We start from the raw sequence: 23,523 nt of genomic DNA on the forward strand, positions 1-23,523 counted from the left end.
TGGCTTGGCGCGTTGTTGCACGCACGCTTGCAATCCAGGAAGTCGGCTCCACCTGAATTCAGCATTGTTTTAGGGATTTTGGTCGCTCTGTCATGGCGCATAGCAGGCAGAGCGGTCTTGTTTTCATGGCCACTAATTTCCTCACCAAAATTTTCGGCAGCCGCAACGATCGGCTTCTGCGTCAGTACCGCAAGACGGTGGATCGCATCAACGCGATGGAGCCTGAGTACGAAAAATTGTCGGACGAGGCGCTGCGGGCCAAGACTGACGAATTCCGTGAGCGGGTCAGCAAGGGGGAAAGTCTCGACGCGATCCTGCCTGAGGCCTTTGCGGTGGTTCGTGAAGGCTCCAAGCGGGTCATGCGCATGCGCCACTTCGATGTGCAGTTGTTGGGCGGCATGGGCTTGCACAACGGCAAGATCGCTGAAATGCGCACCGGGGAAGGCAAGACGCTGACGGCGACCTTGGCGGTCTATCTGAATGCGTTGTCCGGCAAGGGCGTGCATGTGGTTACGGTCAACGACTACCTGGCGGGGCGAGACGCGGCCAACATGGGGCGTCTGTACAACTTCCTGGGTATGACCGTCGGCGTCAACCTGCCGCAGATGCCGCGGGCTGAAAAGCAGGCGGCCTACGGGGCAGACATCACCTACGGGACCAACAACGAATATGGCTTTGACTACCTGCGCGACAACATGGTCTACGAGACCACGGATCGCGTGCAGCGTGGCCTCAACTACGCCATCGTGGACGAGGTGGACTCGATCCTGATCGACGAGGCGCGTACGCCTTTGATCATCAGTGGTCAGGCCGATGACCACACGGCCCAGTACATCGCGATCAACCGCGTGGTGCCTTTGCTGGTTCGCCAGGAGGGTGAGGCCGATCCTCGCACGGGCGAGGGTGTGACCAAGCCTGGTGACTTCACCGTCGACGAGAAGACCCATCAGGTGGTGCTCACCGAGCAGGGCCATGAGAACGCCGAGCGCATTCTCTACAGCGCCGGCTTGCTGCCCGAGGGGGCCTCGCTTTACGACCCGGCCAACATCTCGCTGATGCACCACCTGTATGCAGCGCTGCGGGCCAACCACCTTTATCACCGTGACCAGCACTATGTGGTGCAGGACGGCGAGATCGTGATCGTTGACGAGTTCACTGGCCGCCTGATGTCGGGTCGCCGCTGGAGCGATGGCTTGCACCAGGCTGTTGAAGCCAAGGAAGGCGTGGCCATTCAGGCCGAGAACCAGACCCTGGCCTCGATCACCTTCCAGAACTATTTCCGCCTGTACAGCAAGCTGTCCGGCATGACGGGCACGGCGGACACCGAGGCCTATGAGTTCCAGGAGATCTATGGTCTTGAGACCATGGTCATCCCGCCGAACAAGCCCAGTCGTCGTGACGACCAACTCGACCGCGTCTACAAGACCACCAAGGAAAAGTACGACGCCGCCGTCAAGGACATTCGCGATTGCTATGAGCGTGGGCAGCCCGTGCTGGTCGGCACCACCTCGATCGAGAACTCCGAGCTGATCTCTCAGTTGCTGGATCGCGAAAAGTTGCCGCATCAGGTGCTCAACGCCAAGCAGCACGCCCGTGAGGCTGACATCGTGGCCCAGGCAGGTCGCTCGAAGATGATCACCATTGCCACCAACATGGCAGGCCGCGGGACCGACATCGTGCTCGGTGGCAACATCGAAAAGGCCCTGGCCGAGGCTGAGGCTGATGAATCGCTGGACGTGGCACAGCGCGAACAGAAGGTCGCCCAGCTGCGCGAGGCATGGCAGCGTGACCATGAAGTTGTCAAACAGCAGGGTGGCTTGCGCATCATCGCTACCGAGCGCCATGAGTCCCGCCGCATTGACAACCAGTTGCGCGGCCGTTCGGGCCGCCAGGGTGATCCGGGCTCCTCGCGCTTCTACCTGAGCCTGGACGACCAATTGATGCGCATCTTTGCGGGCGATCGTGTCAAGGCGATCATGGATCGTCTGAAGATGCCCGAAGGTGAGGCCATCGAAGCCGGCATCGTCACGCGCAGCATCGAGTCGGCCCAGCGCAAGGTGGAGGCCCGCAACTTCGACATCCGCAAGCAATTGCTGGAATACGACGATGTCTCCAATGACCAGCGCAAGGTGATCTACCAGCAGCGCAACGACATTCTGGATGCGGGCAGCCTGGAGGCCCAGATTGCCAGCTTGCGCGAGGGCTGCTTTGACGATCTGGTCCGCGCCTATGTGCCGGCCGAGTCGGTTGAAGAGCAATGGAACCTGCCGGGTTTGCAGCGGGTGCTGAAGGATGAGTGGCAGATCGAAGTCGATCTGCAGGCGCTGGTCGAAAAATCCAGTGCCATCATGGACCATGACATCCTCGAGGCCGTGCAAAAAGCGGCCGGCGAGGTCTTCCAGGCCAAGGTGGATGTGGTGGGCGGCGAGAGTTTCACCCAGTTCGAGCGCGTTGTCCTGCTCCAGACCATTGACAGCCACTGGCGCGAACACCTCAGCTCGCTGGACCACCTGCGCCAAGGCATCCACCTGCGCGGCTATGCCCAGAAGCAACCCAAGCAGGAATACAAGCGCGAGGCCTTTGAACTGTTCGGCCAGATGCTGGATTCAGTCAAGAACGAAGTCACTCGCCTGTTGATGACAGTTCGTCTGCAATCTGACGATCAAGTCGGTGAAGCCGCCCAAGCGCTGGAGGCCCGTGCCGAGCACATCTCCAACGTGACCTACACGGCACCCACCGAGACCGGCGAGGTCGAGACGGTGGCCGATCAGTCGGGCGCACCCTTGCCCGCCGATGCGCTGTTGCGCGTGGGGCGCAACGATCCTTGCCCCTGCGGTAGTGGCAAGAAATTCAAGCTGTGTCACGGCAAGTTGGCCTGAGCCCTGCACACTCCTGACACGGGCTGCGGCCCGTGTTGTTCATTCGGGCCTCGCTGGCGCATGGCAATCCACCGCTGGCAAGGGCTCTTGTTTTGAAAGTCGACCATGCCTGTTCATCTTTCTGCTCCGCTTCCCCATGAGATTTTTCCGGTTCCCGGCGTGCGCATCGGCGTGGCCGAGGCCGGGGTACGCAAGGCCAACCGCAAGGACCTGACCGTCTTTTTGCTGGATGAAGGCACCAGCGTGGCCGGTGTGTTCACCCAGAACCGCTTTTGCGCTGCGCCTGTGCAGATCAGCCGCGAGCATCTGAGCCGTGGTGCCGGTGTGCGCGCCATGGTGATCAATACTGGCAATGCCAATGCCGGCACGGGTGAGGATGGTCTGGTGCGTGCTCGCGCCACCTGCATCGCCCTGGCCCGCCAACTGACTCTGTCGCCCGATCAGATCCTGCCGTTTTCGACAGGCGTGATCATGGAGCCCCTGCCGGTGGATCGCATCGAAGCCGGCCTGCCAGCCGCCTTGGCCGATGCCCGCGAAGACCATTGGGGCCGAGCCGCCGAAGGCATCATGACCACCGACACCGTGCCCAAGGCGTTCAGCCGGCGCATCACCCTGTCCGGCGTGCCGGTGACGATTTCCGGTATCAGCAAGGGCGCGGGCATGATCCGCCCCAACATGGCCACCATGCTGGGCTTTCTGGCCACCGATGCGGCGCTGGATCCGGCCTTGCTGCAGGGGTTGGTGCGTGACCTGGCCGAAGGCTCGTTCAACCGGGTGACCATCGATGGCGACACCTCCACCAATGACTCCTTTGTGTTGATGGCCACCCACAAGGCGGGCAATCCGCTCATCCAGTCGCTGGATTCGGGTGATGGGGCCTTGCTCAAGGCCGCCTTGCTGGAGGTGGCGCAAAAGTTGGCGCAGGCCATCGTGCGTGATGGCGAAGGTGCCACCAAATTCATCACTGTGCGTGTTGAAGGTGGCAAGACGGCGGAAGAGTGCCGCCTGGTGGCCTATGCCATCGCCCACTCGCCCTTGGTCAAAACCGCTTTCTACGCCAGTGACCCCAACCTGGGCCGCATCCTGGCAGCGGTGGGCTATGCAGGCATTGCCGACCTCGATCAGACCGGCATCGACCTGTATCTGGACGATGTGCATGTGGCCGTCCAAGGTGGGCGCAACCCGGCTTACCGTGAGGAAGACGGCCAACGCGTCATGAAGCAAAGCGAAATCACCGTGCGTGTGGTGCTGGGCCGTGGTGCCGCAGCGGACACCGTCTGGACCTGTGATCTGAGCCACGATTACGTGAGCATCAACGCTGACTACCGGTCCTGAGCCTCAGGCGCGAAGCCCATGAACGAAAAATTTGAACACCTGATGCTGCGCGCCGAGCAGTTGATCGCGCGCATCGAATCCGTGTTGCCTCAGCCCCTGTCGGCACCGGCTGACTGGAACGCATCGATTGCCTGGCGTTACCGTCGGCGTGGTTCCGGGCATGGCGTGCTGGAGCCTGTGCGTCACGTGGCGGTGATGAAGCTCGAAGACCTGAAGGAGATCGAGCCGCAGAAGGAGAAGATCCAGCGCAATACCCAGCAGTTCGTGCGTGGCCTGCCGGCCAACAATGTGCTGTTGACAGGGGCCCGGGGTACCGGCAAGTCCTCGTTGATCAAGGCCTGCTTGAATGAATACGCCCCCGAGGGCTTGCGTCTGATTGAGGTTGACAAGGCGGATTTGACGGATTTGCCCGACATCGTGGACGTGGTCTCTGCCCGCCCCGAGAAGTTCCTCATCTTTTGCGATGACTTGAGCTTTGAAGAGGGTGAGGCCGGCTACAAGGCGCTCAAGTCGATCCTGGATGGCTCGGTGGCGGCGGCGACGCCCAATGTGCTGATCTATGCCACCAGCAACCGGCGCCATCTGTTGCCCGAGTACATGACGGAAAACCTCACCTACACGCACACCGAAGACGGCGAAGTGCACCCGGGTGAAGTGGTCGAGGAGAAAATCTCGCTGTCGGAGCGCTTTGGGCTGTGGGTCAGCTTCTACCCTTTCTCGCAGGATGAATACCTCACCATCGTGGGGCAGTGGCTGAGCTCTTTCGGGGTCTCGGAGGGTGCGCGTGAGGCCGCCCGCCCGGAGGCCCTGGTTTGGGCTCTGGAGCGTGGATCTCGCAGCGGCCGGGTGGCCTATCAGTTTGCGCGTGATTTTGCAGGGCGTGCCCATGGCTGAGCGCCAACACACAGAAGTGGCTGTCGGGATTCTCATCCGAGCTGACGGCGCGCTGCTGTTGAGTTCCCGCCCTGAGGGCAAGCCCTATGCGGGGTATTGGGAGTTTCCGGGGGGCAAGCTCGAAGCCGGTGAAACGGTGGAGCAGGCCTTGCGCCGCGAACTGGAAGAGGAATTGGGCGTGGTGATTGGTGCTGCACAGGCCTGGAAAGTCACGGAGCACGATTATCCACATGCCCTGGTCCGCTTGCATTGGTGCAAGGTGCATGAGTGGCAGGGTGACTTTGAAATGCGCGAGGGCCAAAGCATGGCGTGGCAACAGTTTCCCTTGACCGTGGCGCCGGTTCTGCCGGGCGCTTTTCCGGTGCTGGATTGGCTGGCCGCCGAGCGAGGTCATGGGGGGCCTGTGGTCACGGCCGCCCGGTCTGAATGACGCGGCTGCGCCGCCCAATTCACTGCAGGCGAGGATCGCCGTAAGGCGCGTCGTCTGGTGGCGCCTCGGTGGGCATGCGAAAGGTTTCGCTGGCCCAGGCGCCAAAGTCGAGGTTCTTGCAACGTTCACTGCAGAATGGCCGGTAGCCATTGCTGGGGTGGTAGAGGCTGGGGCCTCCACAGGCGGGGCACCGCACGGTGCGAGCGCCTTGAGGTTGAGGGGCGGAGTTGTCGGTGCTCATGGGATTCGACGGAGGGGGCAGGCGTCTGCCGCACTCGGGCAGGTCACGCGCACAAGGCCAGTTCGAAGTTGGCGTCTTCGCTGCAGGCATGCAGACGTCCATCTGCCTCCTGACGCATCAACCTGACGGACACCAGCAGGCGGTTGCCGCTGATTTCAGGAATCAATCCCCAAGCTGGGTTCAGGCGCAGGCGCATCAACTGGAAGGTACGCCCTTGGGGCAGTGTCTGCTGGAACTGCCCGCGCTCGGCCACCACCTTTTGGGGCGTGCCTGAGTCGCGCAGCATCTTCAGCAGCAGAAAAATGGACTCGGCCAGCGGCCCGAGGGTCCCCGCCCAGCCCTGGAGGTCGTCGCGTCGTTGGGCTGGATCCGCATGCTGCCAAGCGTAGTAGGCTGGCAGATCAAAGCCGCAGGTGCCACCCGGAATGCCGATGCGGCTGCGGATGCTCATCAGCCATTCGTTTTCGGTCAACGATTGGCCGGCCTTGCCGGGCTGCCCATTGAGGGCCGCAAAGTCGGCATCGATCTGGGCGATCACCCCATCGAGAATCTGCTCAGAGATGGAGGGGTTGCCCCGGTAACCGTTGAGCGCGGATTTTTGTTTTTCGAGGTCTTTGAGCACGTCCGACTTGAGGTCGGCTCGTGCCGCAACGTCCATGATTTCGAAGATCGTGGCCAGGGCGAAATGGTGGTCCAGTGCGGCATCGCGCAAGACCAGTTCACCCAGGCGCCGGAAGAGTTGCTCCAGGCGCAGGTAGGTGCGAATGCGTTCGTTGAAGGGGTATTCGTAGAGGATCACTGCTCGTTCCGTTGCGCGCATCATAGCCCGAAGTAATGGGCCAAATCGGCCACCTGCTGGCCCAGGGCCTCCAGGGTGCAACCCTCATTGAAAATCACGGCATCTGCGCAGGCCAGGCGTTGTTCACGGCTGGCTTGCGCGGCCATGATCGCCTGCACGGCCTCGCGACCGAGGCCGCTGCGCTGCTGGACCCGGCTGATCTGGGTCTCGGGCAGGCAGTCGACCACCACCACCCCGTCGAGTTCTGCGGGCCAGCGTTTGGATTCGACAAGCAAGGGGATGTCGTACACCACCAAAGGGGCGCCAGCCGCTTCATGCGCGATCGCCTCGGCCTGCAGGTTCTTGCCGACCAGTGGGTGGATGATGGCTTCGAGCCGGGCGCGTGCATCGGGCTGGCTGAAAACCAGCGCGCGCATGGCATCGCGGTCCAGAGCTCCGTCCGAGGCGAGTACGCCTGCACCAAAGCGGGCCTCGATCTCTGGCATGGCCTCTCCCCCGGCCTGCGTCAGTTGACGGGCCACGGCGTCGGCATCAATCAGTCCCGCGCCATGCTCGGACAGCAGCTTGGCCACGGTGCTTTTGCCCGAACCTATCCCTCCGGTCAACCCGAGGTGCCTGACCTGACGGAGCGCCGATGCCATCGTGCTCAACCGCCGATCCAACCGAGCAGCAGGCTTTGCAGGCGGTCCGGCCCCCAGATCATGGCTGCAAAGCCAGCACCCGCCAGAAAAGGTCCGAACGGAATGTAGCCCCCCTCGCGCAGGCCGCTGGAGAATTTCATGGCGATGCCAATCACGGCCCCGATCACCGATGAGATTAGGATGATGGGCAGCAGCGCTGGCCAGCCAAACCAGGCGCCCAGGGCTGCGTAGAGTTTGAAATCCCCGTAGCCCATGCCTTCCTTGCCGGTCAGGAGCTTGAAACCCCAATAGATCAGCCACAACGACAGATAGCCCGCAACCGCACCCCACAGCGCGGTGCGCAGATCCACCTGGGTCCAACCCGCTGCGGCTGCGATCAGGCCTGCCCACAACAAGGGAAGGGTCAGGTCATCGGGGAGCAGCGTGGTGTCCCAGTCAATCAGCGCCAGCGTCAGCAATGTGGCGGCAAAACCGCACCAGGCCAGGGTGCTGAAAGTGAAGCCCCAGCGCAGAGCGCACAAGGCAAACAGGCCGGCTGTGGTCAGCTCAACCAGTGGGTAGCGCGGGCTGATGGCAGCTTTGCAGGCCTTGCAGCGGCCTCGCAAGACGACATAGCTCAGAACGGGGATGTTCTCGTACCAGCTCAGGGTGTGCCCGCAGGACTGGCAGCGCGACCGCGGGGCCATCAGATTGAAGGTGGCCGCCGGTGTTGCCGGTGTTTGCCCCAGGTGCTCCGCGCAATCGCGGTCCCACTGGGCTTCCATCATCTTGGGCAGTCGGTAGATGACGACATTCAAAAAGCTGCCGAACAGCAAGCCCACCAGCCCCGCCAAGGCGGGGTCCCAGTCACCAAACCAAGTCATCAAACCACCTGCCCCAATTTGAAGATAGGCAGGTACATCGATACAACGATGCCGCCGATGATGGTGCCGAGCACGACGATGATGATGGGCTCCATCAGGCTGGAAAGCCCTGCCACCATGTCGTCCACTTCGGCCTCATAGAAGTCGGCTGCCTTGCCCAGCATGTGGTCAATCGAGCCGGATTCTTCGCCGATGGCGCACATCTGCAGCACCATCGACGGGAACACATTGGCATTGGTCATGGCCGCCGTCAGGCTGGTACCCGTCGAGACCTCCTGCTGAATGCGCTCGGTGGCGATGGCATAGACCGAGTTGCCCGAGGCGCCACCCACCGAGTCCAGTGCCTCGACCAGCGGCACACCCGCGGCGAACATGGTCGACAGGGTGCGGGTCCAGCGCGCAATGCAGGATTTGTTGATCAGGGCGCCAAAGATGGGAATGCGCAACATCAGACGGTCCATGGCCATCTGCATCTTTTCATTGCGCTTCCAGGATTGCATGAAGAAGTAACCGCCTCCTCCCATCAGGCCAAAGATCAGCCACCACCATTGAACGAAAAACTCGCTCATGGCAATCACAAAAAGGGTGGGGGCTGGCAGGTCGGCACCAAACGATGAGAACACCTGTTTGAAGGCTGGAATCACGAAGATCATGATCACCACGATCACGACAAAGGCGACGATGATCACTGAGATCGGGTACATCAAGGCCGATTTGATCTTCGACTTGATCGCCTCGGTCTTTTCCATGTAGATCGCCAGTCGATCCAGCAGCGATTCCAGGATACCGGCCGCCTCACCGGCTTCGATCAGATTGCAGTACAAGTCATCGAAGTACATCGGGTACTTGCGAAATGCTCCGCTCAGCGAGGTACCGGTCTCCACATCGGATCGGACATCATTGAGCAATTTGGTGACGCTGGGATTGGCATTGCCACGGCCCACGATGTCAAAGGTCTGCAGCAGTGGAACGCCGGCCTTCATCATCGTGGCCAGTTGGCGCGTGAACAGGGCGATGTCCTTGGGCTTGATCCTCTTGCCCGAGCGCATCTTGCGCTTCTTGATTTTGGTCGGAAACACGCCCTGGCGACGCAGCGACGCCTGTACCTGGTTTTCGCCGGCTGCACGCAATTCACCGCGCACGGGTTTGCCGTTGCGGTCCTTGCCCTCCCACTCGAAGACAAACTCTTTGATGTCTTTTTTTGTGCTTGCCATTGGCTTGTTGATTCTGGTTATTCGTTTGTCACGGCCAGTACTTCCTCCAGCGAGGTCAAGCCCATTTTCACTTTGTACAGTCCGGATTCACGCAGGCTGCGCACCCCTTCCCGGCGGGATTGCTCGGCAATTTCCAGTGCGCTGCCATCGCGCAGGATGATGCGCTGGATTTCCTCTGAAATCGGCATGACCTGGTAGATGCCGACCCGGCCCTTGTAGCCGTTGTTGCAGGCCGAGCAGCCCACGGGGCGGTAGGTCACCCAGCTGCCGTCCAGCTCATCCTCCCGAAAGCCCGATTCAAGCAGGGTTTCGCGCGGGATGTCGGCCGGCGCCTTGCAGTTGGGGCAGAGGCGACGGGCCAGACGCTGGGCGGTGATGAGGATGACACTGGAGGCAATGTTGAAGGGCGCAATGCCCATATTGCGCATCCGGGTCAGCGTGGTGGGGGCATCGTTCGTGTGCAGGGTCGACAACACCAAGTGGCCCGTCTGGGCTGCCTTGATGGAAATATCGGCCGTCTCCAGATCGCGGATTTCACCCACCATGATGATGTCCGGATCCTGCCGCAGGAAGGATTTCAGGGCGGCAGCAAAAGTCAGGCCCGCTTTTTCGTTCACGTTGACCTGGTTGACCCCCGGCAGGTTGATTTCCGATGGGTCTTCGGCGGTGGCAATGTTCACGCCGGGCTTGTTGAGCATGTTCAAGCAGGTGTACAGCGACACCGTCTTGCCTGAGCCTGTCGGGCCGGTGACCAGAATCATGCCGTAAGGACGGCCGATCGCGTGGATCAGGCGCTCCTTCTCTTCGGGTTCGTAGCCCAGTGCCTCGATGCCCAGCTTGGCGCTGCTGGGGTCAAGAATACGGATCACGATCTTCTCGCCAAACAGCGTCGGCAAGGTGCTGACCCGGAAGTCGATCACACGATCGGCTCCGATCTTCAGCTTCATGCGTCCGTCCTGAGGAACCCGCTTTTCGGAAATGTCCAGGCGAGAAATCACCTTGATCCGCGAGGCCAGTTTGTCTTTGATGGCGATCGGAGGCGTGGAAATTTCCCGCAACTCGCCGTCGATCCGAAATCGAACCCGGTAATAGTGCTCGTATGGCTCGAAATGCAAGTCTGACGCGCGCATGTTGAAGGCGTCCAGCAGCATCTTGTGCAAGAACTTGACGATGGGGGCGTCTTCAACCTCGGCACTGTTGGTTTCGGCCACATCTTCGGTGATGAGGGGCTCATCCTCGAACTGGAAATCGCCACCGCCGATGATGGTGTCCATGGCCTCGGCCGCCGAAACGGTTGTGGCCTCGACCATTTTGGACAGCTTGTCGTACTCGGCAATGATCCAATCAACGCCCATCTGGGTCGAGAACTTGATCTTTTCGACCACCTCCTGGTCAGAGGGATCCGCTGTCGCGATGATCAGTCGATTGCTGCGCTTGCTGAGTACGAGGATCCGATAGGCCTGACAGATCTTGGGGTCCAGCAGGTCTTTGGGCAGCCGTTGAGGATCGATGGCGTCAAGATCCAGCAACGGTGCGCTGAACGCTTGTGACATCGTGTGGGCCAGGTCGGCCGCCGAGACAGCCCCCGAGCCCATCAGCTCGACAATGAAACTGGTGCGTTGAGCCAGCGCCTTCTGGTAGATGTCCTCGGCCGCCTTTTGGGCCAATTTGCCCGCTGTGATCAGTGCCCGCCCTAATCCGGGCAGTGCAACGGACGATGATTTATTGGCTGGTTCGACAGCGGCCATGAGGCGGGTGAGGGATGCTCAGAATGAAAAAATGCATCCTATCATCGCTCAGGAGCAACTGTCTGTAAATGAAACGTGGCGTGAGGGAGTGGTGGCGGAAAGTTGCCACAAATGTGCAAAACGTTTGATCATGGTCGGGGTGAGAGGATTCGAACCTCCGGCCTCTACGTCCCGAACGTAGCGCTCTACCAGGCTAAGCTACACCCCGACTGTCAAACGACGCTTCAAAAGATGAAGCACATCGAACTCAATGTGCCTTCAGGCTTGTCGTCATCTTTCAATTTCGACGCTGAAGTAATTGAGCCGCTAATTGTAGCAAACCTTCGGTGTAAGAATTGGAAGGAAGGGCGCTCAATGCAGAAATTGCACGTTGAGCCTCTGCTGCGGCGGCCTGATGGGTGGCTTCGAGAGCGCCGGTGCTGCGCACGATGTCGATGATTTGCGGCAGCTTTTCGGTCTCGCCTTGCTCGATGGCATGGCGGATGGTGCTGGCCTGTTCGGGGGTGCTGCGCTGCATGCCAATGATCAGGGGGAGTGTGGCTTTGCCTTCGCGAAGGTCGTCGCCAATGTTCTTGCCCATTTCGGCGGTGTTGCCGGCGTAGTCCAGCACGTCGTCGATGACCTGGAAGGCGGTACCCAGGGCTTGGCCGTATGTTGCGCAAGCCTCTTCGACAGGGCTTGGTGCTTTGATCAGAATGGCGGCCAGGCGTGCGCTGGCTTCGAACAGCTTGGCAGTCTTGGAGCGGATGACGCGCAGATAGCCCGCCTCATCCAGCGAGGCGTCGTGCATGTTCATCAACTGAAGCACTTCGCCTTCGGCAATCACGTTGGTGGCGTCTGCCAGAACTTCCATCACCCGCATGTCGTTGGCATCCACCATCATCTGGAAGGCGCGCGAGTAAAGAAAGTCGCCGACCAGGACGCTGGCAGGGTTGCCGAAGGCTTCGTTGGCGGTGGCGCGGCCTCGGCGCAGGGTGGATTCGTCCACCACATCGTCGTGCAGCAGGGTGGCGGTGTGGATGAATTCAACCACTGCCGCCAGGTTGTGGTGCTGAGTCCCTTTGTAGCCCAGTGCGCCTGCCACCAGCAGAAGCAGGGCCGGGCGCAGGCGCTTGCCTCCGGCGGCGATGATGTACTGAGAAATTTGCCCGACCAATGGGACGCTTGAATTGAGGCGGTCAGCGATGACCTTGTCGACTTCGCTCATGTCGCGAGCGATCAGATCAAGGGCTTGGGAGGCGGATGCGGTGGGGGCGGTCAAGGTGGCGGGCTCTTTCAGGTTGCGAAATTATAGGAAAGGCGTGCCACGCACCTGGCCTGCACTTGAGCGTGCAGAGGGCCCCGCTTGTCAGTGGCTGACTTTCTTGTTATAGTTTCGGGCTCTGCGGAATTCTCCGGCGGAGCTTCAATTCAAAGAGGTTTACATGTACGCGGTCATAAAAACCGGCGGCAAGCAATATCGCGTTGCTGCTGGCGAAAAAATCAAAGTAGAACAGATTGCTGCGGACGTAGGCCAGGAAATCGTGATTGACCAAGTTCTGGCTGTCGGCAACGGCGCTGAACTCAAGGTTGGCACGCCCCTGGTGTCCGGCGCAACCGTCACGGCAACTGTCGTGGCGCACGGCAAGCACGACAAGGTTCGCATCTTCAAGATGCGTCGTCGTAAGCACTATCAAAAGCGTCAAGGTCACCGTCAGCAGTTCACCGAACTGCAAATCGGCGCGATTGCAGGCTAAGGAGAACGGGTCATGGCACAGAAAAAAGGCGGCGGCTCTACGCGAAACGGGCGCGATTCCAAGCCCAAGATGCTCGGTGTGAAGGCCTTCGGTGGCGAACTGATCAGCGCTGGCTCGATCATTGTTCGTCAACGTGGTACCCGCTTCCACGCTGGCTCCAATGTCGGCATCGGCAAGGATCACACTCTGTTTGCTCTGGTCGAAGGCCATGTGTCCTTCGCCACCAAGGGCGCGCTGAACAAGCACACGGTCAACGTGACGCCCGCAGCCTGAGTCTGACGGCGCGGTCACTCAGCGACCTGTCGAAGCCCCGCTTGGTCGGGGCTTTTTTCGTTGGGTCCCCATTTTTCTAGACTGGACATGACATGAAATTTGTTGATGAAGCCTATATAGACATTGCTGCGGGCGATGGCGGGAACGGTTGCGTCTCGTTTCGTCATGAAAAGTACAAGGAGTTTGGCGGTCCCAATGGCGGGGATGGGGGGCGTGGTGGCCACGTCTATGCGGTCGCAGATCCCAACCTCAATACCTTGGTTGACTTTCGTTATTCCCGCAGGCATGAAGCCCGGCGTGGCGAGCACGGCATGGGCTCGGACATGTTTGGTGCGGCAGGTGATGACATCACGTTGAAGATGCCGGTGGGCACCATCATTTCCGATGCTGAGACGGGCGAGGTGCTTTACGAGTTGTTGGCTCCGGGGGAGACCATCACGATTGCCAAGGGTGGCGATGGCGGCTTTGGCAATCTGCGTTTCAAGAGTGCGATCAACCGGGCGCCACGCCAAAAGACGCCAGGTTGGCCGGGTGAGAAGAAAAGCCTGAAACTTGAGCTCAAGGTGCTTGCCGATGTGGGCCTGCTCGGCATGCCCAATGCGGGCAAATCGACCTTGATCGCTGCGATCTCGAATGCCCGCCCCAAGATCGCTGACTATCCTTTCACCACGCTGCACCCCAATCTGGGGGTGGTGCGCGTCGGTCCCGAGCAGAGCTTCGTGGTCGCCGACATCCCCGGCTTGATCGAGGGGGCTTCCGAGGGCGCCGGGTTGGGCCATTTGTTCTTGCGTCATCTGCAGCGCACGCGGCTTTTGCTGCACGTGGTGGACTTGGCGCCGTTTGATGAAGCCGTCGATCCTGTTGCTCAGGCCAAAGCCATCGTGGGCGAGTTGAAGAAGTACGATCAGGCGCTTTACGAGAAGCCGCGTTGGCTGGTTTTGAACAAGCTGGACATGGTGCCAGAGGAGAAACGGGCGGCCTTGGTCAAGGATTTTGTCAAGCGCTACAAATACAAGGGCCCGGTGTTCGAGATCTCGGCGTTGACGCGTGAGGGTTGCGAGGCCTTGATCAAGGCAATCTACCAGCATGTGAAGGCGCAGCAGGTGGCCGAGCAGGCGCCTGTCGAGGTGGATCCGCGCTTCGCCGAACCCTCTGATTCCTGAATGTTCCTGTGCCCTGGGGCTGGCATGGCTGGCCGATGCTGAAATGACTGCTAAAAATGAATCACGGGTGCTGGCGGATGCCCGCCGCATCGTCGTCAAGGTGGGCTCCAGCCTGGTGACCAATGAGGGTCGTGGCCTGGATGAGGCGGCCATCAGTGAGTGGTGTCGTCAGTTGGCTCAACTGGTCCTGTCTGGGCGCGAGGTGGTGATGGTGTCCAGCGGTGCCATTGCCGAAGGCATGAAGCGCCTGGGGTGGGCTGTTCGACCCAAGGAAGTGCATGAGTTGCAGGCTGCCGCCGCCGTGGGGCAGATGGGCCTGGCGCAGATGTACGAGACCAAGTTGCGTGAAAACGGCCTGGGCAGTGCCCAGGTCTTGCTGACCCATGCGGATCTGGCTGATCGCGAGCGGTACCTGAACGCTCGTTCCACCTTGTTGACCTTGCTGCGTCACCGCGTGGTTCCTGTGATCAACGAGAACGACACGGTGGTCAACGACGAAATCAAGTTTGGTGACAACGACACCTTGGGGGCGCTGGTGGCCAACCTGGTGGAGGCGGATGCCCTGGTGATCCTGACGGATCAAAAAGGCTTGTACACGGCGGATCCGCGGCGTGACCCTGCTGCGCAATTTGTCCATGAGGCGCGCGCTGGCGATTTGTCTCTCGAGGCCATGGCGGGGGGCGCTGGCTCCAGCATTGGCAAGGGCGGCATGATCACCAAGATCCTGGCGGCCAAGCGTGCAGCCGGTTCAGGGGCTTCGACTGTGATCGCCTGGGGGCGTGAGCCCGACGCGCTGGTTCGCCTCACCCAGGGGGAGTCCATCGGGACCCTGTTGGTGGCTCAGACGGCCAAGAACCAGGCCCGCAAGCAGTGGATGGCTGACCATCTGCAGATGCGTGGCGCGGTGGTGGTGGATGATGGTGCTGTGGCCAAGTTGCGTGATGAGGGCAAGAGCCTCTTGCCCATTGGCATGACGGCCGTCGAGGGGGAGTTCTCTCGAGGGGATGTGATTGCGATCAAGGACACATCGGGGACCGAAGTGGCTCGAGGTCTGTCGAACTATGCCAGTGCAGAGGCTCGCCTGATGTGTCGCAAAGCGTCTGTTGAGTTCGAGCGCTTGCTGGGTTATGTCGCCGAGCCGGAAATGGTGCACCGGGACAACCTGGTGCTTCACCGTTGATCTGGATTCGATGGCCCCAGAAAAAATCCGACCTGATCAGGGTCGGATGGTTGGGCATCAGTGCTTGTTGATCGGATCAAGGTGCAGGCCCGAATGACTGGGGTGCATCGGCCTGGGTTCTGGTTCAAAGCTGGCCCCAGGGGGCAGTTCGTAACTGCCCGAAGGTGGCAGTCGAGACATGTGGTTGTCCGAGCCGCCCTCGTTGTCCCGGGTGCGCATGCCACCCCTCAGAAAACGGTTGCGTGGTTCCGGCCGTGGCAAGTAGCGGGCCAGTTCGGTCAGAGCCATCTCATAGACACCACGCTTGAACTCCACCACCACGTCAAGCGGCACCCAGTAGTCGTTCCAGCGCCAAGCGTCAAATTCCGGGTGGTTGGTGGCCCTGAGGTTCAGGTCCCAATCATGTCCCAGCAGTTGCAGCAGGTACCAGATCTGCTTCTGGCCTTTGTAATGGCCTCTAGCGTCTCGCCGAATGTACCGGTCTGGCACCTCATAGCGCAACCATTCCCGCGTTCGGGCCACAATTCGCACATGCTCCGGATGGAGCCCCACCTCTTCATGCAATTCCCGAAACATGGCTTGCTCAGGGCTTTCGCCACGATCAATGCCGCCTTGTGGAAACTGCCAGCTGTGAGTCCGGATGCGCTTGCCCCAGAACACCTGGTTTTTATGGTTGAGCAGGATGATGCCGACGTTCGGCCTAAAGCCGTCCCGGTCAAGCATAATCAAACCCCAAATTTTTAAACTGAGTCCATTATGCACGGCACCGCACGTGTCACAAGAGGACTTCTCTTGAACTTTCCGCATTCCTCCAGATGAAAGCCTCCCAATTCTTCATTTCCACCCTCAAGGAAGCGCCTGCCGATGCGGAGGTTGTCAGCCACAAACTGATGACCCGCGCCGGCATGATCAAGAAGCTGGGGGCCGGTGTGTACAACTACATGCCCATCGGCTTGCGTGTCATCCGAAAGGTCGAGGCGATCGTGCGCGAAGAGATGAACCGGGCCGGCGCCGTGGAGGTGACCATGCCGGTGGTTCAGCCCGCCGAGCTTTGGCAGGAGACGGGCCGCTTTGAAAAAATGGGCCCCGAACTGCTGCGCATCAAAGACCGTCATGACCGCGATTTCGTGATCCAGCCCACTTCCGAAGAAGTGGTTACCGACATTGCTCGCCAGGAATTGCGCAGTTACAAGCAACTGCCCAAGAACTTCTATCAGATCCAGACCAAGTTCCGTGACGAGCGCCGCCCACGCTTCGGCCTGATGCGCGGTCGCGAGTTCATCATGAAGGATGCCTACAGTTTTGACCGTGACCAAGCGGCGGCCAAGGCCAGCTACCAGATCATGGCCCAGGCCTATCGGCGGATCTTCGATCGTTTCGGGCTCACCTACCGTGCCGTGGCGGCCGACAGTGGTGCCATCGGGGGTGACCTGAGTGAAGAGTTTCAGGTGATTGCCGCAACGGGCGAAGACGCCATCGTCTACTGCCCGGACAGCGACTACGCTGCCAACATCGAAAAGGCCGAGGCCCTGTCTCCGGCTGGCCCACGCCCCGCCGCCGCTGCCGCCCTCGCCAAGACGGCCACCCCAGGCAAGAGCACCTGTGCCGACGTGGCCGAGCTGTTGAACGTTCCTTTGGCAACCACCGTCAAATCGCTGGTGCTCGCCACCGACACACTGAACGAACACGGCGAGATCACGCGCAGTCAGATCTGGCTGCTGCTGTTGCGCGGCGACCATGACATGAACGAAGTCAAGGTCGGCAAGCTGCCCGGCATGGAAGGCGGCTTCCGTTTTGCCACCGTGCCTGAGATCGAAGATCACTTCGGCTGCAAGCCCGGCTACCTGGGCCCGTTGAACCTCCAGAAGCCTGTCAAGGTGGTGGCTGACCGTGAGGTCGCGGTGATGGCCGACTGGATTTGCGGTGCCAACGAGATCGACTTCCACATCACCGGCGTGAACTGGGGGCGCGACCTGCCCGAGCCCGAATTGGTGGCTGACCTGCGCAATGTGGTGGCAGGCGATGCCTCACCCGATGGCAAGGGCGTGCTGGCCATCGAGCGTGGCATCGAGGTGGGCCATGTCTTCTACCTGGGCACCAAGTACTCGAAGGCCATGAATGCCACCTTCCTGGGCGAAGACGGCAAGCCTGCGTTCTTCGAAATGGGTTGCTATGGCATTGGCGTGACCCGCCTGCCTGCGGCGGCCATCGAGCAGAACCACGACGAGCGCGGCATCATCTGGCCCGATGCGATTGCGCCGTTCACGGTGGTGATCTGCCCGATCGGCATGGACCGCAGTGCTGAGGTCAAGGCTGCCGCCGAGCAGTTGCACACCGACCTGCTGGCATTGGGGGTGGATGTGCTGCTGGATGATCGTGGCGAACGTCCTGGGGCCATGTTTGCCGACTGGGAGCTGATCGGCGTGCCGCACCGCGTGGTGCTGTCGGACCGGGGCCTGAAGGAAGGTCAGGTCGAGTATCAACACCGCCGCGACACGGCGGCCACCAAGATCGCTGCCGCGGATGTGCTGGCTCACTTGAAGGAGCGACTGGCTCTTTGAGCGCCGCGCTGGGTTGAGGATGATGGCATGTTGATTTCAAGGCGAAAAAGCCTGGCCGCTTTGGCCGCCGGGCCTTCTCTGTTCTTGTGGTCTGAATCGGCGCGCGCCGGAGCCCAGGCGGAAGAACCCCTGATTGACTCCGTGCGCACCGCCTTGAGTTCGGCGGTGGCCCAGCAGGCCCCCCCTGTGCCTGAGTTCGTCGATACCGATGGGCGCCTGGTCTACCTGCGCTGGTTGGCGGCCATGAGCGACCGGCTCTGGCGGCGCAAGCCTGAGTGGCTGGTGCGCAAGGAGTTCTTGCAGACGGTCTGGTATGAAAGCCGCCGGGCTGGCCTGGACACCTCGCTGGTGCTGGGCCTGATCGAGGTGGAAAGTAACTTCCGCAAATTCGCGGTGTCCCCCGTGGGCGCTCGCGGCTACATGCAGGTGATGCCCTTCTGGACCCGGGTGATCGGCGATGGAGACCCGGGCAAGCTGTTCCACCTCCAGACCAACCTGCGCTTTGGCTGCGTGATCCTGCGCCATTATCTTGACCGAGAGCAGGGTGATCTTTACTTGGCCCTGGGGCGTTACAACGGCAGCCGCGGCAAGCCGCAATACCCGGGCGCCGTGTTCGGGGCCCAGCGCCACTGGGTGTTCGCAGACCCCGTCAAATCGCCGGCCCAGGCCTGAGGCCCGCCACTTCGGGCACTTCGGGCCGACATCACGTGGGTCTGTCTGAGGGCAGGCGGGTCACCATCACCTGGTCGATCCGGTAGCTGTCCACGTCCATCACTTCAAAGCGGAAGCCCTCCCAGATCACGGCATCGGTGCGCTTTGGAATGCGTCGCAGCATCTCCATCAGAAAGCCGGCCAGCGTGTCGTACTGGTCGGCATGGGGCAGGGCGTCCAGTTCAAGCACCCTCTGCACATCGGCGATCGGCGTCATGCCGTCGATCAGCCACGAGTTCTCATCGCGCTGCACGATCAGGTCTTCATCCTGCTGATCCACCAGATCCCCCATCACGGTGCTCATCAGGTCATTGAGCGTCACCAGTCCCATCACCACGCTGTACTCGTTCACGATCACCGCAAAGTCTTCGTGAGCTTCCCTGAACAGGGCCAGGACTTCACCCACACTGAGCCGATCGGGCACCACCAGGATCTTGCGCAACAGCCCCTCACTGCTCAGGTCGAGCGGAAGGCCGTTGAGCACACGCTGGAACAGGTCCTTGGCATCGACATAGCCCAGCACCTGTTCCAAGCCGTCCCGACAGACCGGGTAACTTGAATAGGGCGCTGCCAGGATGCGGGCCCGTATCACGGGTTCCGGGTCATCCACCCGGAACCAGGCCATGCGCTCTCGTGGCGTCATGGTGCTGGTCACGCTGCGGCTGTCGAGCTCGAACACATTGGTGATCAACTGATGTTCACGCTCAGCCAGCAGGCCCGATCGGGCACTCGCCTCGGTCATGGCCAGAATGTCGGCCGGAGTGATGCGCTCGTCTCTCGCTGCAGGCAGGCCCAGCAGGGAGAACAGCCGATCGGTGAGATGGCTGAGCAACCAGACCAGGGGCTTGAACAGGGTCATCAGGCCTTGCATCGTGCCGACCAGTCGAACCGCCACCCGCTCGGGCTCGCTCATGCCCAGGCGCTTGGGCAGCAGATCGGCAAAGACGATGAACAGCCCGATGACGACGATGAAGGACAGCACGGCACCGACCTTCGAGGCGGTTTCACCGGGCAGCCAAAGTGCCATCAGCTCGCTGAAGAAGGGGCTCAAGGCCCCTTCGCCGACGGCACCCCCCACGATGGCGATCGCGTTCAATCCGATCTGGACCAACGTGAAGTAAGGGCCGGGTTCGTCCTGCAGGCGCAGCACCTGCTCAGCGCGCAGGTCACCGGCATCAGCCATCTGCCGCAGCCGCAGGCGACGCGAGGCCGCCAGCGAGATTTCGGCGATCGAGAAATACGCGCTGGCTGCAATCAAGGCCAGGATGAGCAGCAGACTTTGGCTCAGGTTCATGTCACGGGCTTTGCGGCAGTCGGTGACCGCCGTGCCCCCAGTTTAGCGGCCACATGTCGTTGGGTCGCCCCACTCACTGGACAAAGCCCATGCGGCGACGTTGCGGGCCACCGCGTGGCAAGTCATCCACCTGCAGCTCGTCACGCCCATCGAGCCGTGCATTGCCAAAGCCCGTCATCAAGGCACGTCGCATGTCGCGTGGGGCCATTTCGGCCAACACATCAAGGACCGACGTCGGGGCCTCTTCCGCAAAGTGGCGGCCCCAATCGTGGCTGCCGCGGATCGACAGGTACAGCCGGCGGGCGATTTCCCGGGCCTGCTCCGGCGTCGGCGGCTCGATCTCAAAAACATTCATGCGGTTGAGAATGGGCTCGGGAATGGCGCGCGCATCGTTCGCTGTGGTGATCCAGACGACCCGGCTGGCATCGATCGACACTTCGGCAAACTCATCCACAAAACGGCCTGCTGTGTCGTGCTCGAGCAGGCTGTAAAGCGCTCCCAGTGGATCGTACTGGGCGTCGGCGCTGGCCTTGTCGATCTCGTCAATGACGATCACCGGGTTGGCATATTGACCGTCGACCAGGGCTTCAAACACCTTGCCGGGCCGCGCACCCTTCCATTGAGACGACGCACCGGAGAGCAGCCAGCCCGCCGTCATCGAACTCATCGGCACCAGTGACATGCCTGTGCCCAGCAATTCGGCCAGTTGACGGGCGAAGTGGGTCTTGCCAATGCCTGGGGCTCCCAGCAGGAGCATGGGGGTCACCTCCAGGCCGTCACGGCTGTCCTGAGACAGGGCCAGGTGGCGCTTGACGTCATCCAGCACCTCGGTGAAGTTGGGCAAGGCCTCATAAAGAGGCGTCATCTCCGGAACCCCGCAGGGACGAACCTCGAAGCGATCAGGCCCGCGCTCCAGCATGCGTTGGTAGGTGTTGCGCAGGGATTCATGTTCGCGCTCGCTGAGCTTGGCCAGCTTGCGTTCCACTTCCGAGGGCTCGAACACGCTGCGCATCTGGGCGATGGGCAGTTTGAAAGCGGTCGAATGGGGGACAAGGCTGCGGGATTCCATGACGCTCTCCAGATCAGGACACACGCTTTGATTCAAGCACAAGCCGTGCCCGTCCTCAAGCGCCGGCGCTGACGCCAGAAGCAGAAAAGCCACTGTAGACAGTGGCTTTTCGAGAGGGTGGGGGCAGGGCTCAGCCGGGCTGGCCGCCGATCACCTGTTGCAGCTCACCCGATTCGTACATCTCCATCATGATGTCCGAGCCGCCGATGAACTCACCCTTCACGTAGAGCTGCGGAATGGTGGGCCACTGGCTGTATTCCTTGATGCCCTGACGGATCTCCGGGTCTTCCAGCACGTTCACGGTCTTCAGGCTCTTGGGGTCGACGCCGCAGGCCTTGAGGATCTGAATGGCGCGGCCGGAAAAGCCGCATTGGGGAAAGCTGGCAGTGCCTTTCATGAACAGCAGCACGGGGCTGTTCTTGACCAGGTCATCGATGCGTTGTTGGGTGTTGCTCATGAAGTTTCCTCTTGGGGCGGGCCCGGTGTGCGGGCAGATAGCGACAGATTATCTCAGTCCTGGCCAGAGTCCGCCCGAGCAGCGCTCAATGCCGGCGAGGTCTTTGCGGCTTTGCACCTGTTCAAACCCCCGGGCTTGCAGCAGTTCGCGCACCTGGTGGGCCTGGTCCCAGCCATGCTCCAGCAGCAGCCACCCGCCCGCCATCAGGTGTGCGGGGGCCTGCGTGATGATGCGCCGCAGGTCATCCAGGCCATCGGGCCCGCTCACCAGGGCCTGCAGCGGCTCGTGACGCAGTGCCGGCAGATGCGGGTCGTGGTCGGCAATGTAGGGCGGGTTGGAGAGCAGCAAGGCGAAGGGCGCATCACCCAGTGGTGCGCACCAGTTGCCCTCAAGAAAGCACACTGCGAGGCCCAGGCGCTGGGCATTGCCCGTGGCCACGGCCAAGGCCTCGGCGCTGGCATCCACGGCGTAGACCTCGGCATCTCGGCGCTGGCTGGCCACCGCCAGTGCGATCGCACCACTGCCGGTGCCCAGGTCGGCCACCCTGGGGCGGGGCCATGGGGCCATCACTTCCAGGCCCCAGTCGACCAGGGTTTCGGTGTCGTCGCGCGGGTCCAGCACCCGGGCATCCACGGCCAGATCCAGCCCATAGAACTCGTGCCTGCCCGTGAGGTAGGCCATCGGTTCGCCTGCCAGTCTGCGGGCCACGACTCCGGCCAGGTGGGCTTGTTGCGTCTCGGTCAACGTGTCGGTGTCGTGGGCCATCAGCCAGCCTCGGTCGTGCGGCGCCCGCTGCACGGCCAGCAACACCAGCATCTGGGCCTCCAGCCTGGGCAGGCCCTGCTCCTGGAGCTCGCGCAGGGCACGGGCAAGGGTTGGGCGCGCGTTCAAGACAGCCCCACTTCCAGTTCGGCCAGTTGTTCGGCCTCGTGGGCGGCGCGCAGCGCCGCCAGCACGTCGGCCAGATCGCCTTCCATGATGGCGCCCAGCTTGTAAAGCGTGAGGTTGATGCGGTGGTCCGTCAGTCGGCCCTGCGGAAAGTTGTAGGTGCGAATGCGGTCGCTGCGGTCGCCGCTGCCGATCAAACCCTTGCGCAGGGCGGCATCCTTGGCGGCGCGCTCGCTGCGCTCCTTTTCCTGGATGCGCGCCGACAGCACCTGCAGGGCCTTGGCCTTGTTGCGGTGCTGGCTGCGGTCGTCCTGGCATTCGGCGACGATGCCGGTGGGCAAGTGGGTGATGCGCACGGCCGAATCGGTCTTGTTGATGTGCTGGCCGCCGGCGCCGCTGGCACGGAAGGTGTCGATGCGCAAATCGGCGGGGTTGATCTGCACGGCCTGCGCTTCGTCGGGTTCCGGCAGCACAGCCACGGTGCAGGCACTGGTGTGGATGCGGCCCTGGGTCTCGGTGGCGGGTACCCGCTGTACCCGGTGACCGCCGGATTCGAACTTCAGCGCGCCGTAGACCTGCTCACCCTCCAGGCGCAAGACCAGTTCCTTGTAGCCCCCGAGTTCGCTTTCGTTGGCGCTGACGATCTCGCAACGCCAGCCGGCACGCTCGGCGTAGCGCGTGTACATGCGTGCCAGATCGCCCGCGAACAGGGCCGACTCATCGCCGCCCGTACCGGCGCGCACCTCCAGAAAGGCATTGCGCGCGTCGTCAGGGTCTTTGGGCAGCAACAGGCGCTGCAACTCGCTTTCAAGCTTCAGCAATTCTTCGCTGGCGCTCGCAATCTCTTCCCGGGCCAGGTCAGCCATGTCCGGGTCTGTCAGCATCTCTTGGGCGGTCTTCAGGTCGGATTCGCACTGCCGATAGCGCTGGTAGCGCCCGGCCACCTGGGTGACCTCGGCGTGTTCGCGCGACAGCGTGCGGTACTGCGCCATGTCGCCCATGATGTCTTCGCGCGACAGCAGAAAGTCGAGCTCCTCAAGGCGCGCGGCATAGCGTTCAAGTTGCTGGCGTAGGAAGTCTTTCATGGGGCACTTTGCAGGGCCGCTGGCTGTTGCATCAGAAGCGGCAGGCTGGAGAAGGCTTGCGC

The 23,523-nt window shown here is 61.6% G+C and carries 23 protein-coding genes and 1 tRNA gene; 10 read left to right on the forward strand and 14 right to left on the reverse strand.

Annotated elements, in window-relative coordinates; genetic code table 11:
* Positions 1-125 precede the first annotated feature (125 nt).
* The 4 genes from secA (at position 126) to AC07PT_RS10425 (ending at position 5,538) form a co-directional block, all read left to right on the forward strand.
* Positions 126-2,879 carry a preprotein translocase subunit SecA gene (gene secA / locus AC07PT_RS10410; RefSeq protein WP_492347265.1) on the forward strand — a complete coding sequence of 918 codons (2,754 nt, stop codon included), beginning with the start codon at positions 126-128 and terminating at the stop codon, positions 2,877-2,879.
* A 105-nt stretch (positions 2,880-2,984) separates the two neighbouring features.
* Entirely contained in the window at positions 2,985-4,214 is a 1,230-nt protein-coding gene (gene argJ / locus AC07PT_RS10415; RefSeq protein WP_492347264.1) for a bifunctional glutamate N-acetyltransferase/amino-acid acetyltransferase ArgJ, read from the forward strand.
* A gap of 18 nt (positions 4,215-4,232) precedes the next feature.
* The gene (locus AC07PT_RS10420) at positions 4,233-5,108 is read left to right on the forward strand and encodes an ATP-binding protein (protein ID WP_492347263.1); all 876 of its coding nucleotides are present in this window, start codon (positions 4,233-4,235) and stop codon (positions 5,106-5,108) included.
* Positions 5,101-5,538: an NUDIX domain-containing protein gene (locus tag AC07PT_RS10425; RefSeq protein ID WP_494656626.1), complete on the forward strand. Its 438-nt coding sequence runs from the start codon at positions 5,101-5,103 to the stop codon at positions 5,536-5,538. Before AC07PT_RS10420 ends, AC07PT_RS10425 begins: the two co-directional genes overlap by 8 nt.
* 19 nt (positions 5,539-5,557) lie before the next feature.
* Here AC07PT_RS10425 and AC07PT_RS10430 read toward each other — a convergent pair whose 3' ends face one another.
* The 8 genes from AC07PT_RS10430 to AC07PT_RS10465 all read right to left on the reverse strand — a co-directional run bounded on the left by AC07PT_RS10430 (position 5,558) and on the right by AC07PT_RS10465 (position 12,251).
* On the reverse strand, positions 5,558-5,779 hold the full coding sequence (locus tag AC07PT_RS10430; RefSeq protein WP_494656627.1) for a DNA gyrase inhibitor YacG: 222 nt from the start codon (positions 5,777-5,779) through the stop codon (positions 5,558-5,560).
* Positions 5,780-5,822: 43 nt separating this feature from the next.
* Positions 5,823-6,578, reverse strand: coding sequence for a cell division protein ZapD (gene zapD / locus AC07PT_RS10435; protein ID WP_492347260.1), 756 nt, complete (start codon positions 6,576-6,578; stop codon positions 5,823-5,825).
* A 20-nt stretch (positions 6,579-6,598) separates the two neighbouring features.
* Positions 6,599-7,219, reverse strand: coding sequence for a dephospho-CoA kinase (coaE, locus tag AC07PT_RS10440; protein WP_492347259.1), 621 nt, complete (start codon positions 7,217-7,219; stop codon positions 6,599-6,601).
* A 5-nt stretch (positions 7,220-7,224) separates the two neighbouring features.
* Positions 7,225-8,082 (reverse strand): prepilin peptidase, encoded by an 858-nt coding sequence (locus AC07PT_RS10445; protein WP_494656628.1) that lies wholly within the window; start codon positions 8,080-8,082, stop codon positions 7,225-7,227.
* Entirely contained in the window at positions 8,082-9,296 is a 1,215-nt protein-coding gene (locus AC07PT_RS10450; protein ID WP_492347257.1) for a type II secretion system F family protein, read from the reverse strand. Before AC07PT_RS10450 ends, AC07PT_RS10445 begins: the two co-directional genes overlap by 1 nt.
* A gap of 17 nt (positions 9,297-9,313) precedes the next feature.
* The gene (pilB, locus tag AC07PT_RS10455; protein ID WP_494656629.1) at positions 9,314-11,044 is read right to left on the reverse strand and encodes a type IV-A pilus assembly ATPase PilB; all 1,731 of its coding nucleotides are present in this window, start codon (positions 11,042-11,044) and stop codon (positions 9,314-9,316) included.
* Between the two features lie 131 nt (positions 11,045-11,175).
* Positions 11,176-11,252 (reverse strand) — tRNA-Pro (locus AC07PT_RS10460).
* A gap of 69 nt (positions 11,253-11,321) precedes the next feature.
* Positions 11,322-12,251, reverse strand: a complete 930-nt coding sequence (locus AC07PT_RS10465; protein ID WP_494656715.1) for a polyprenyl synthetase family protein — start codon at positions 12,249-12,251, stop codon at positions 11,322-11,324.
* A gap of 217 nt (positions 12,252-12,468) precedes the next feature.
* On the opposite strand from AC07PT_RS10465, the gene rplU reads away from it, so the two are divergent.
* From rplU to proB, 4 genes are all read left to right on the forward strand, one after another.
* A complete protein-coding gene (gene rplU, locus AC07PT_RS10470; protein WP_084461703.1) occupies positions 12,469-12,780 on the forward strand; it encodes a 50S ribosomal protein L21 in 312 nt (103 codons plus the stop codon).
* A gap of 12 nt (positions 12,781-12,792) precedes the next feature.
* Positions 12,793-13,053 (forward strand): 50S ribosomal protein L27, encoded by a 261-nt coding sequence (gene rpmA / locus AC07PT_RS10475; protein WP_019576099.1) that lies wholly within the window; start codon positions 12,793-12,795, stop codon positions 13,051-13,053.
* A gap of 92 nt (positions 13,054-13,145) precedes the next feature.
* Positions 13,146-14,216 carry an Obg family GTPase CgtA gene (gene cgtA / locus AC07PT_RS10480; protein ID WP_492347255.1) on the forward strand — a complete coding sequence of 357 codons (1,071 nt, stop codon included), beginning with the start codon at positions 13,146-13,148 and terminating at the stop codon, positions 14,214-14,216.
* A gap of 43 nt (positions 14,217-14,259) precedes the next feature.
* Positions 14,260-15,396, forward strand: a complete 1,137-nt coding sequence (gene proB, locus AC07PT_RS10485) for a glutamate 5-kinase (protein ID WP_494656630.1) — start codon at positions 14,260-14,262, stop codon at positions 15,394-15,396.
* A gap of 57 nt (positions 15,397-15,453) precedes the next feature.
* Here proB and AC07PT_RS10490 read toward each other — a convergent pair whose 3' ends face one another.
* Complete coding sequence (locus AC07PT_RS10490) at positions 15,454-16,119, reverse strand: RNA pyrophosphohydrolase (protein WP_492347442.1); 666 nt, start codon at positions 16,117-16,119, stop codon at positions 15,454-15,456.
* A 92-nt stretch (positions 16,120-16,211) separates the two neighbouring features.
* On the opposite strand from AC07PT_RS10490, the gene AC07PT_RS10495 reads away from it, so the two are divergent.
* Both AC07PT_RS10495 and AC07PT_RS10500 read left to right on the forward strand, forming a co-directional pair.
* The gene (locus AC07PT_RS10495) at positions 16,212-17,957 is read left to right on the forward strand and encodes a proline--tRNA ligase (RefSeq protein ID WP_492347253.1); all 1,746 of its coding nucleotides are present in this window, start codon (positions 16,212-16,214) and stop codon (positions 17,955-17,957) included.
* A 27-nt stretch (positions 17,958-17,984) separates the two neighbouring features.
* A complete protein-coding gene (locus AC07PT_RS10500; protein WP_492347252.1) occupies positions 17,985-18,629 on the forward strand; it encodes a lytic transglycosylase domain-containing protein in 645 nt (214 codons plus the stop codon).
* Positions 18,630-18,660: 31 nt separating this feature from the next.
* Here AC07PT_RS10500 and paeA read toward each other — a convergent pair whose 3' ends face one another.
* The 5 genes from paeA to prfA form a co-directional block, all read right to left on the reverse strand.
* The gene (gene paeA / locus AC07PT_RS10505) at positions 18,661-19,962 is read right to left on the reverse strand and encodes a polyamine export protein PaeA (protein ID WP_492347251.1); all 1,302 of its coding nucleotides are present in this window, start codon (positions 19,960-19,962) and stop codon (positions 18,661-18,663) included.
* 73 nt (positions 19,963-20,035) lie between these two features.
* Entirely contained in the window at positions 20,036-21,031 is a 996-nt protein-coding gene (locus AC07PT_RS10510; RefSeq protein ID WP_494656631.1) for an AAA family ATPase, read from the reverse strand.
* Positions 21,032-21,161: 130 nt separating this feature from the next.
* Positions 21,162-21,488 (reverse strand): Grx4 family monothiol glutaredoxin, encoded by a 327-nt coding sequence (gene grxD, locus AC07PT_RS10515; protein WP_492347249.1) that lies wholly within the window; start codon positions 21,486-21,488, stop codon positions 21,162-21,164.
* A 48-nt stretch (positions 21,489-21,536) separates the two neighbouring features.
* The gene (prmC, locus tag AC07PT_RS10520) at positions 21,537-22,379 is read right to left on the reverse strand and encodes a peptide chain release factor N(5)-glutamine methyltransferase (RefSeq protein ID WP_494656632.1); all 843 of its coding nucleotides are present in this window, start codon (positions 22,377-22,379) and stop codon (positions 21,537-21,539) included.
* Positions 22,376-23,461, reverse strand: a complete 1,086-nt coding sequence (gene prfA, locus AC07PT_RS10525; protein WP_494656633.1) for a peptide chain release factor 1 — start codon at positions 23,459-23,461, stop codon at positions 22,376-22,378. The genes prmC and prfA overlap by 4 nt, the downstream gene beginning before the upstream one ends.
* Positions 23,462-23,523 lie beyond the last annotated feature (62 nt).

This window comes from Curvibacter sp. GW821-FHT09D12, from assembly GCF_059416245.1.

Bases quoted from the DNA above. Each gene is read 5' to 3' on its own strand.
- rplU (WP_084461703.1), top strand. From the start codon at position 12,469: ATGTACGCGGTCATAAAAACCGGCGGCAAGCAATATCGCGTTGCTGCT.
- argJ (WP_492347264.1), top strand. From the start codon at position 2,985: ATGCCTGTTCATCTTTCTGCTCCGCTTCCCCATGAGATTTTTCCGGTT.
- cgtA (WP_492347255.1), top strand. From the start codon at position 13,146: ATGAAATTTGTTGATGAAGCCTATATAGACATTGCTGCGGGCGATGGC.
- prfA (WP_494656633.1), bottom strand. From the start codon at position 23,461: ATGAAAGACTTCCTACGCCAGCAACTTGAACGCTATGCCGCGCGCCTT.
- AC07PT_RS10420 (WP_492347263.1), top strand. From the start codon at position 4,233: ATGAACGAAAAATTTGAACACCTGATGCTGCGCGCCGAGCAGTTGATC.
- AC07PT_RS10500 (WP_492347252.1), top strand. From the start codon at position 17,985: ATGTTGATTTCAAGGCGAAAAAGCCTGGCCGCTTTGGCCGCCGGGCCT.
- AC07PT_RS10450 (WP_492347257.1), bottom strand. From the start codon at position 9,296: ATGGCAAGCACAAAAAAAGACATCAAAGAGTTTGTCTTCGAGTGGGAG.
- AC07PT_RS10445 (WP_494656628.1), bottom strand. From the start codon at position 8,082: ATGACTTGGTTTGGTGACTGGGACCCCGCCTTGGCGGGGCTGGTGGGC.
- proB (WP_494656630.1), top strand. From the start codon at position 14,260: ATGACTGCTAAAAATGAATCACGGGTGCTGGCGGATGCCCGCCGCATC.
- grxD (WP_492347249.1), bottom strand. From the start codon at position 21,488: ATGAGCAACACCCAACAACGCATCGATGACCTGGTCAAGAACAGCCCC.
- rpmA (WP_019576099.1), top strand. From the start codon at position 12,793: ATGGCACAGAAAAAAGGCGGCGGCTCTACGCGAAACGGGCGCGATTCC.
- AC07PT_RS10425 (WP_494656626.1), top strand. From the start codon at position 5,101: ATGGCTGAGCGCCAACACACAGAAGTGGCTGTCGGGATTCTCATCCGA.
- coaE (WP_492347259.1), bottom strand. From the start codon at position 7,219: ATGGCATCGGCGCTCCGTCAGGTCAGGCACCTCGGGTTGACCGGAGGG.
- AC07PT_RS10465 (WP_494656715.1), bottom strand. From the start codon at position 12,251: ATGAGCGAAGTCGACAAGGTCATCGCTGACCGCCTCAATTCAAGCGTC.
- AC07PT_RS10430 (WP_494656627.1), bottom strand. From the start codon at position 5,779: ATGAGCACCGACAACTCCGCCCCTCAACCTCAAGGCGCTCGCACCGTG.
- AC07PT_RS10495 (WP_492347253.1), top strand. From the start codon at position 16,212: ATGAAAGCCTCCCAATTCTTCATTTCCACCCTCAAGGAAGCGCCTGCC.
- secA (WP_492347265.1), top strand. From the start codon at position 126: ATGGCCACTAATTTCCTCACCAAAATTTTCGGCAGCCGCAACGATCGG.
- AC07PT_RS10490 (WP_492347442.1), bottom strand. From the start codon at position 16,119: ATGCTTGACCGGGACGGCTTTAGGCCGAACGTCGGCATCATCCTGCTC.
- paeA (WP_492347251.1), bottom strand. From the start codon at position 19,962: ATGAACCTGAGCCAAAGTCTGCTGCTCATCCTGGCCTTGATTGCAGCC.
- AC07PT_RS10510 (WP_494656631.1), bottom strand. From the start codon at position 21,031: ATGGAATCCCGCAGCCTTGTCCCCCATTCGACCGCTTTCAAACTGCCC.
- pilB (WP_494656629.1), bottom strand. From the start codon at position 11,044: ATGGCCGCTGTCGAACCAGCCAATAAATCATCGTCCGTTGCACTGCCC.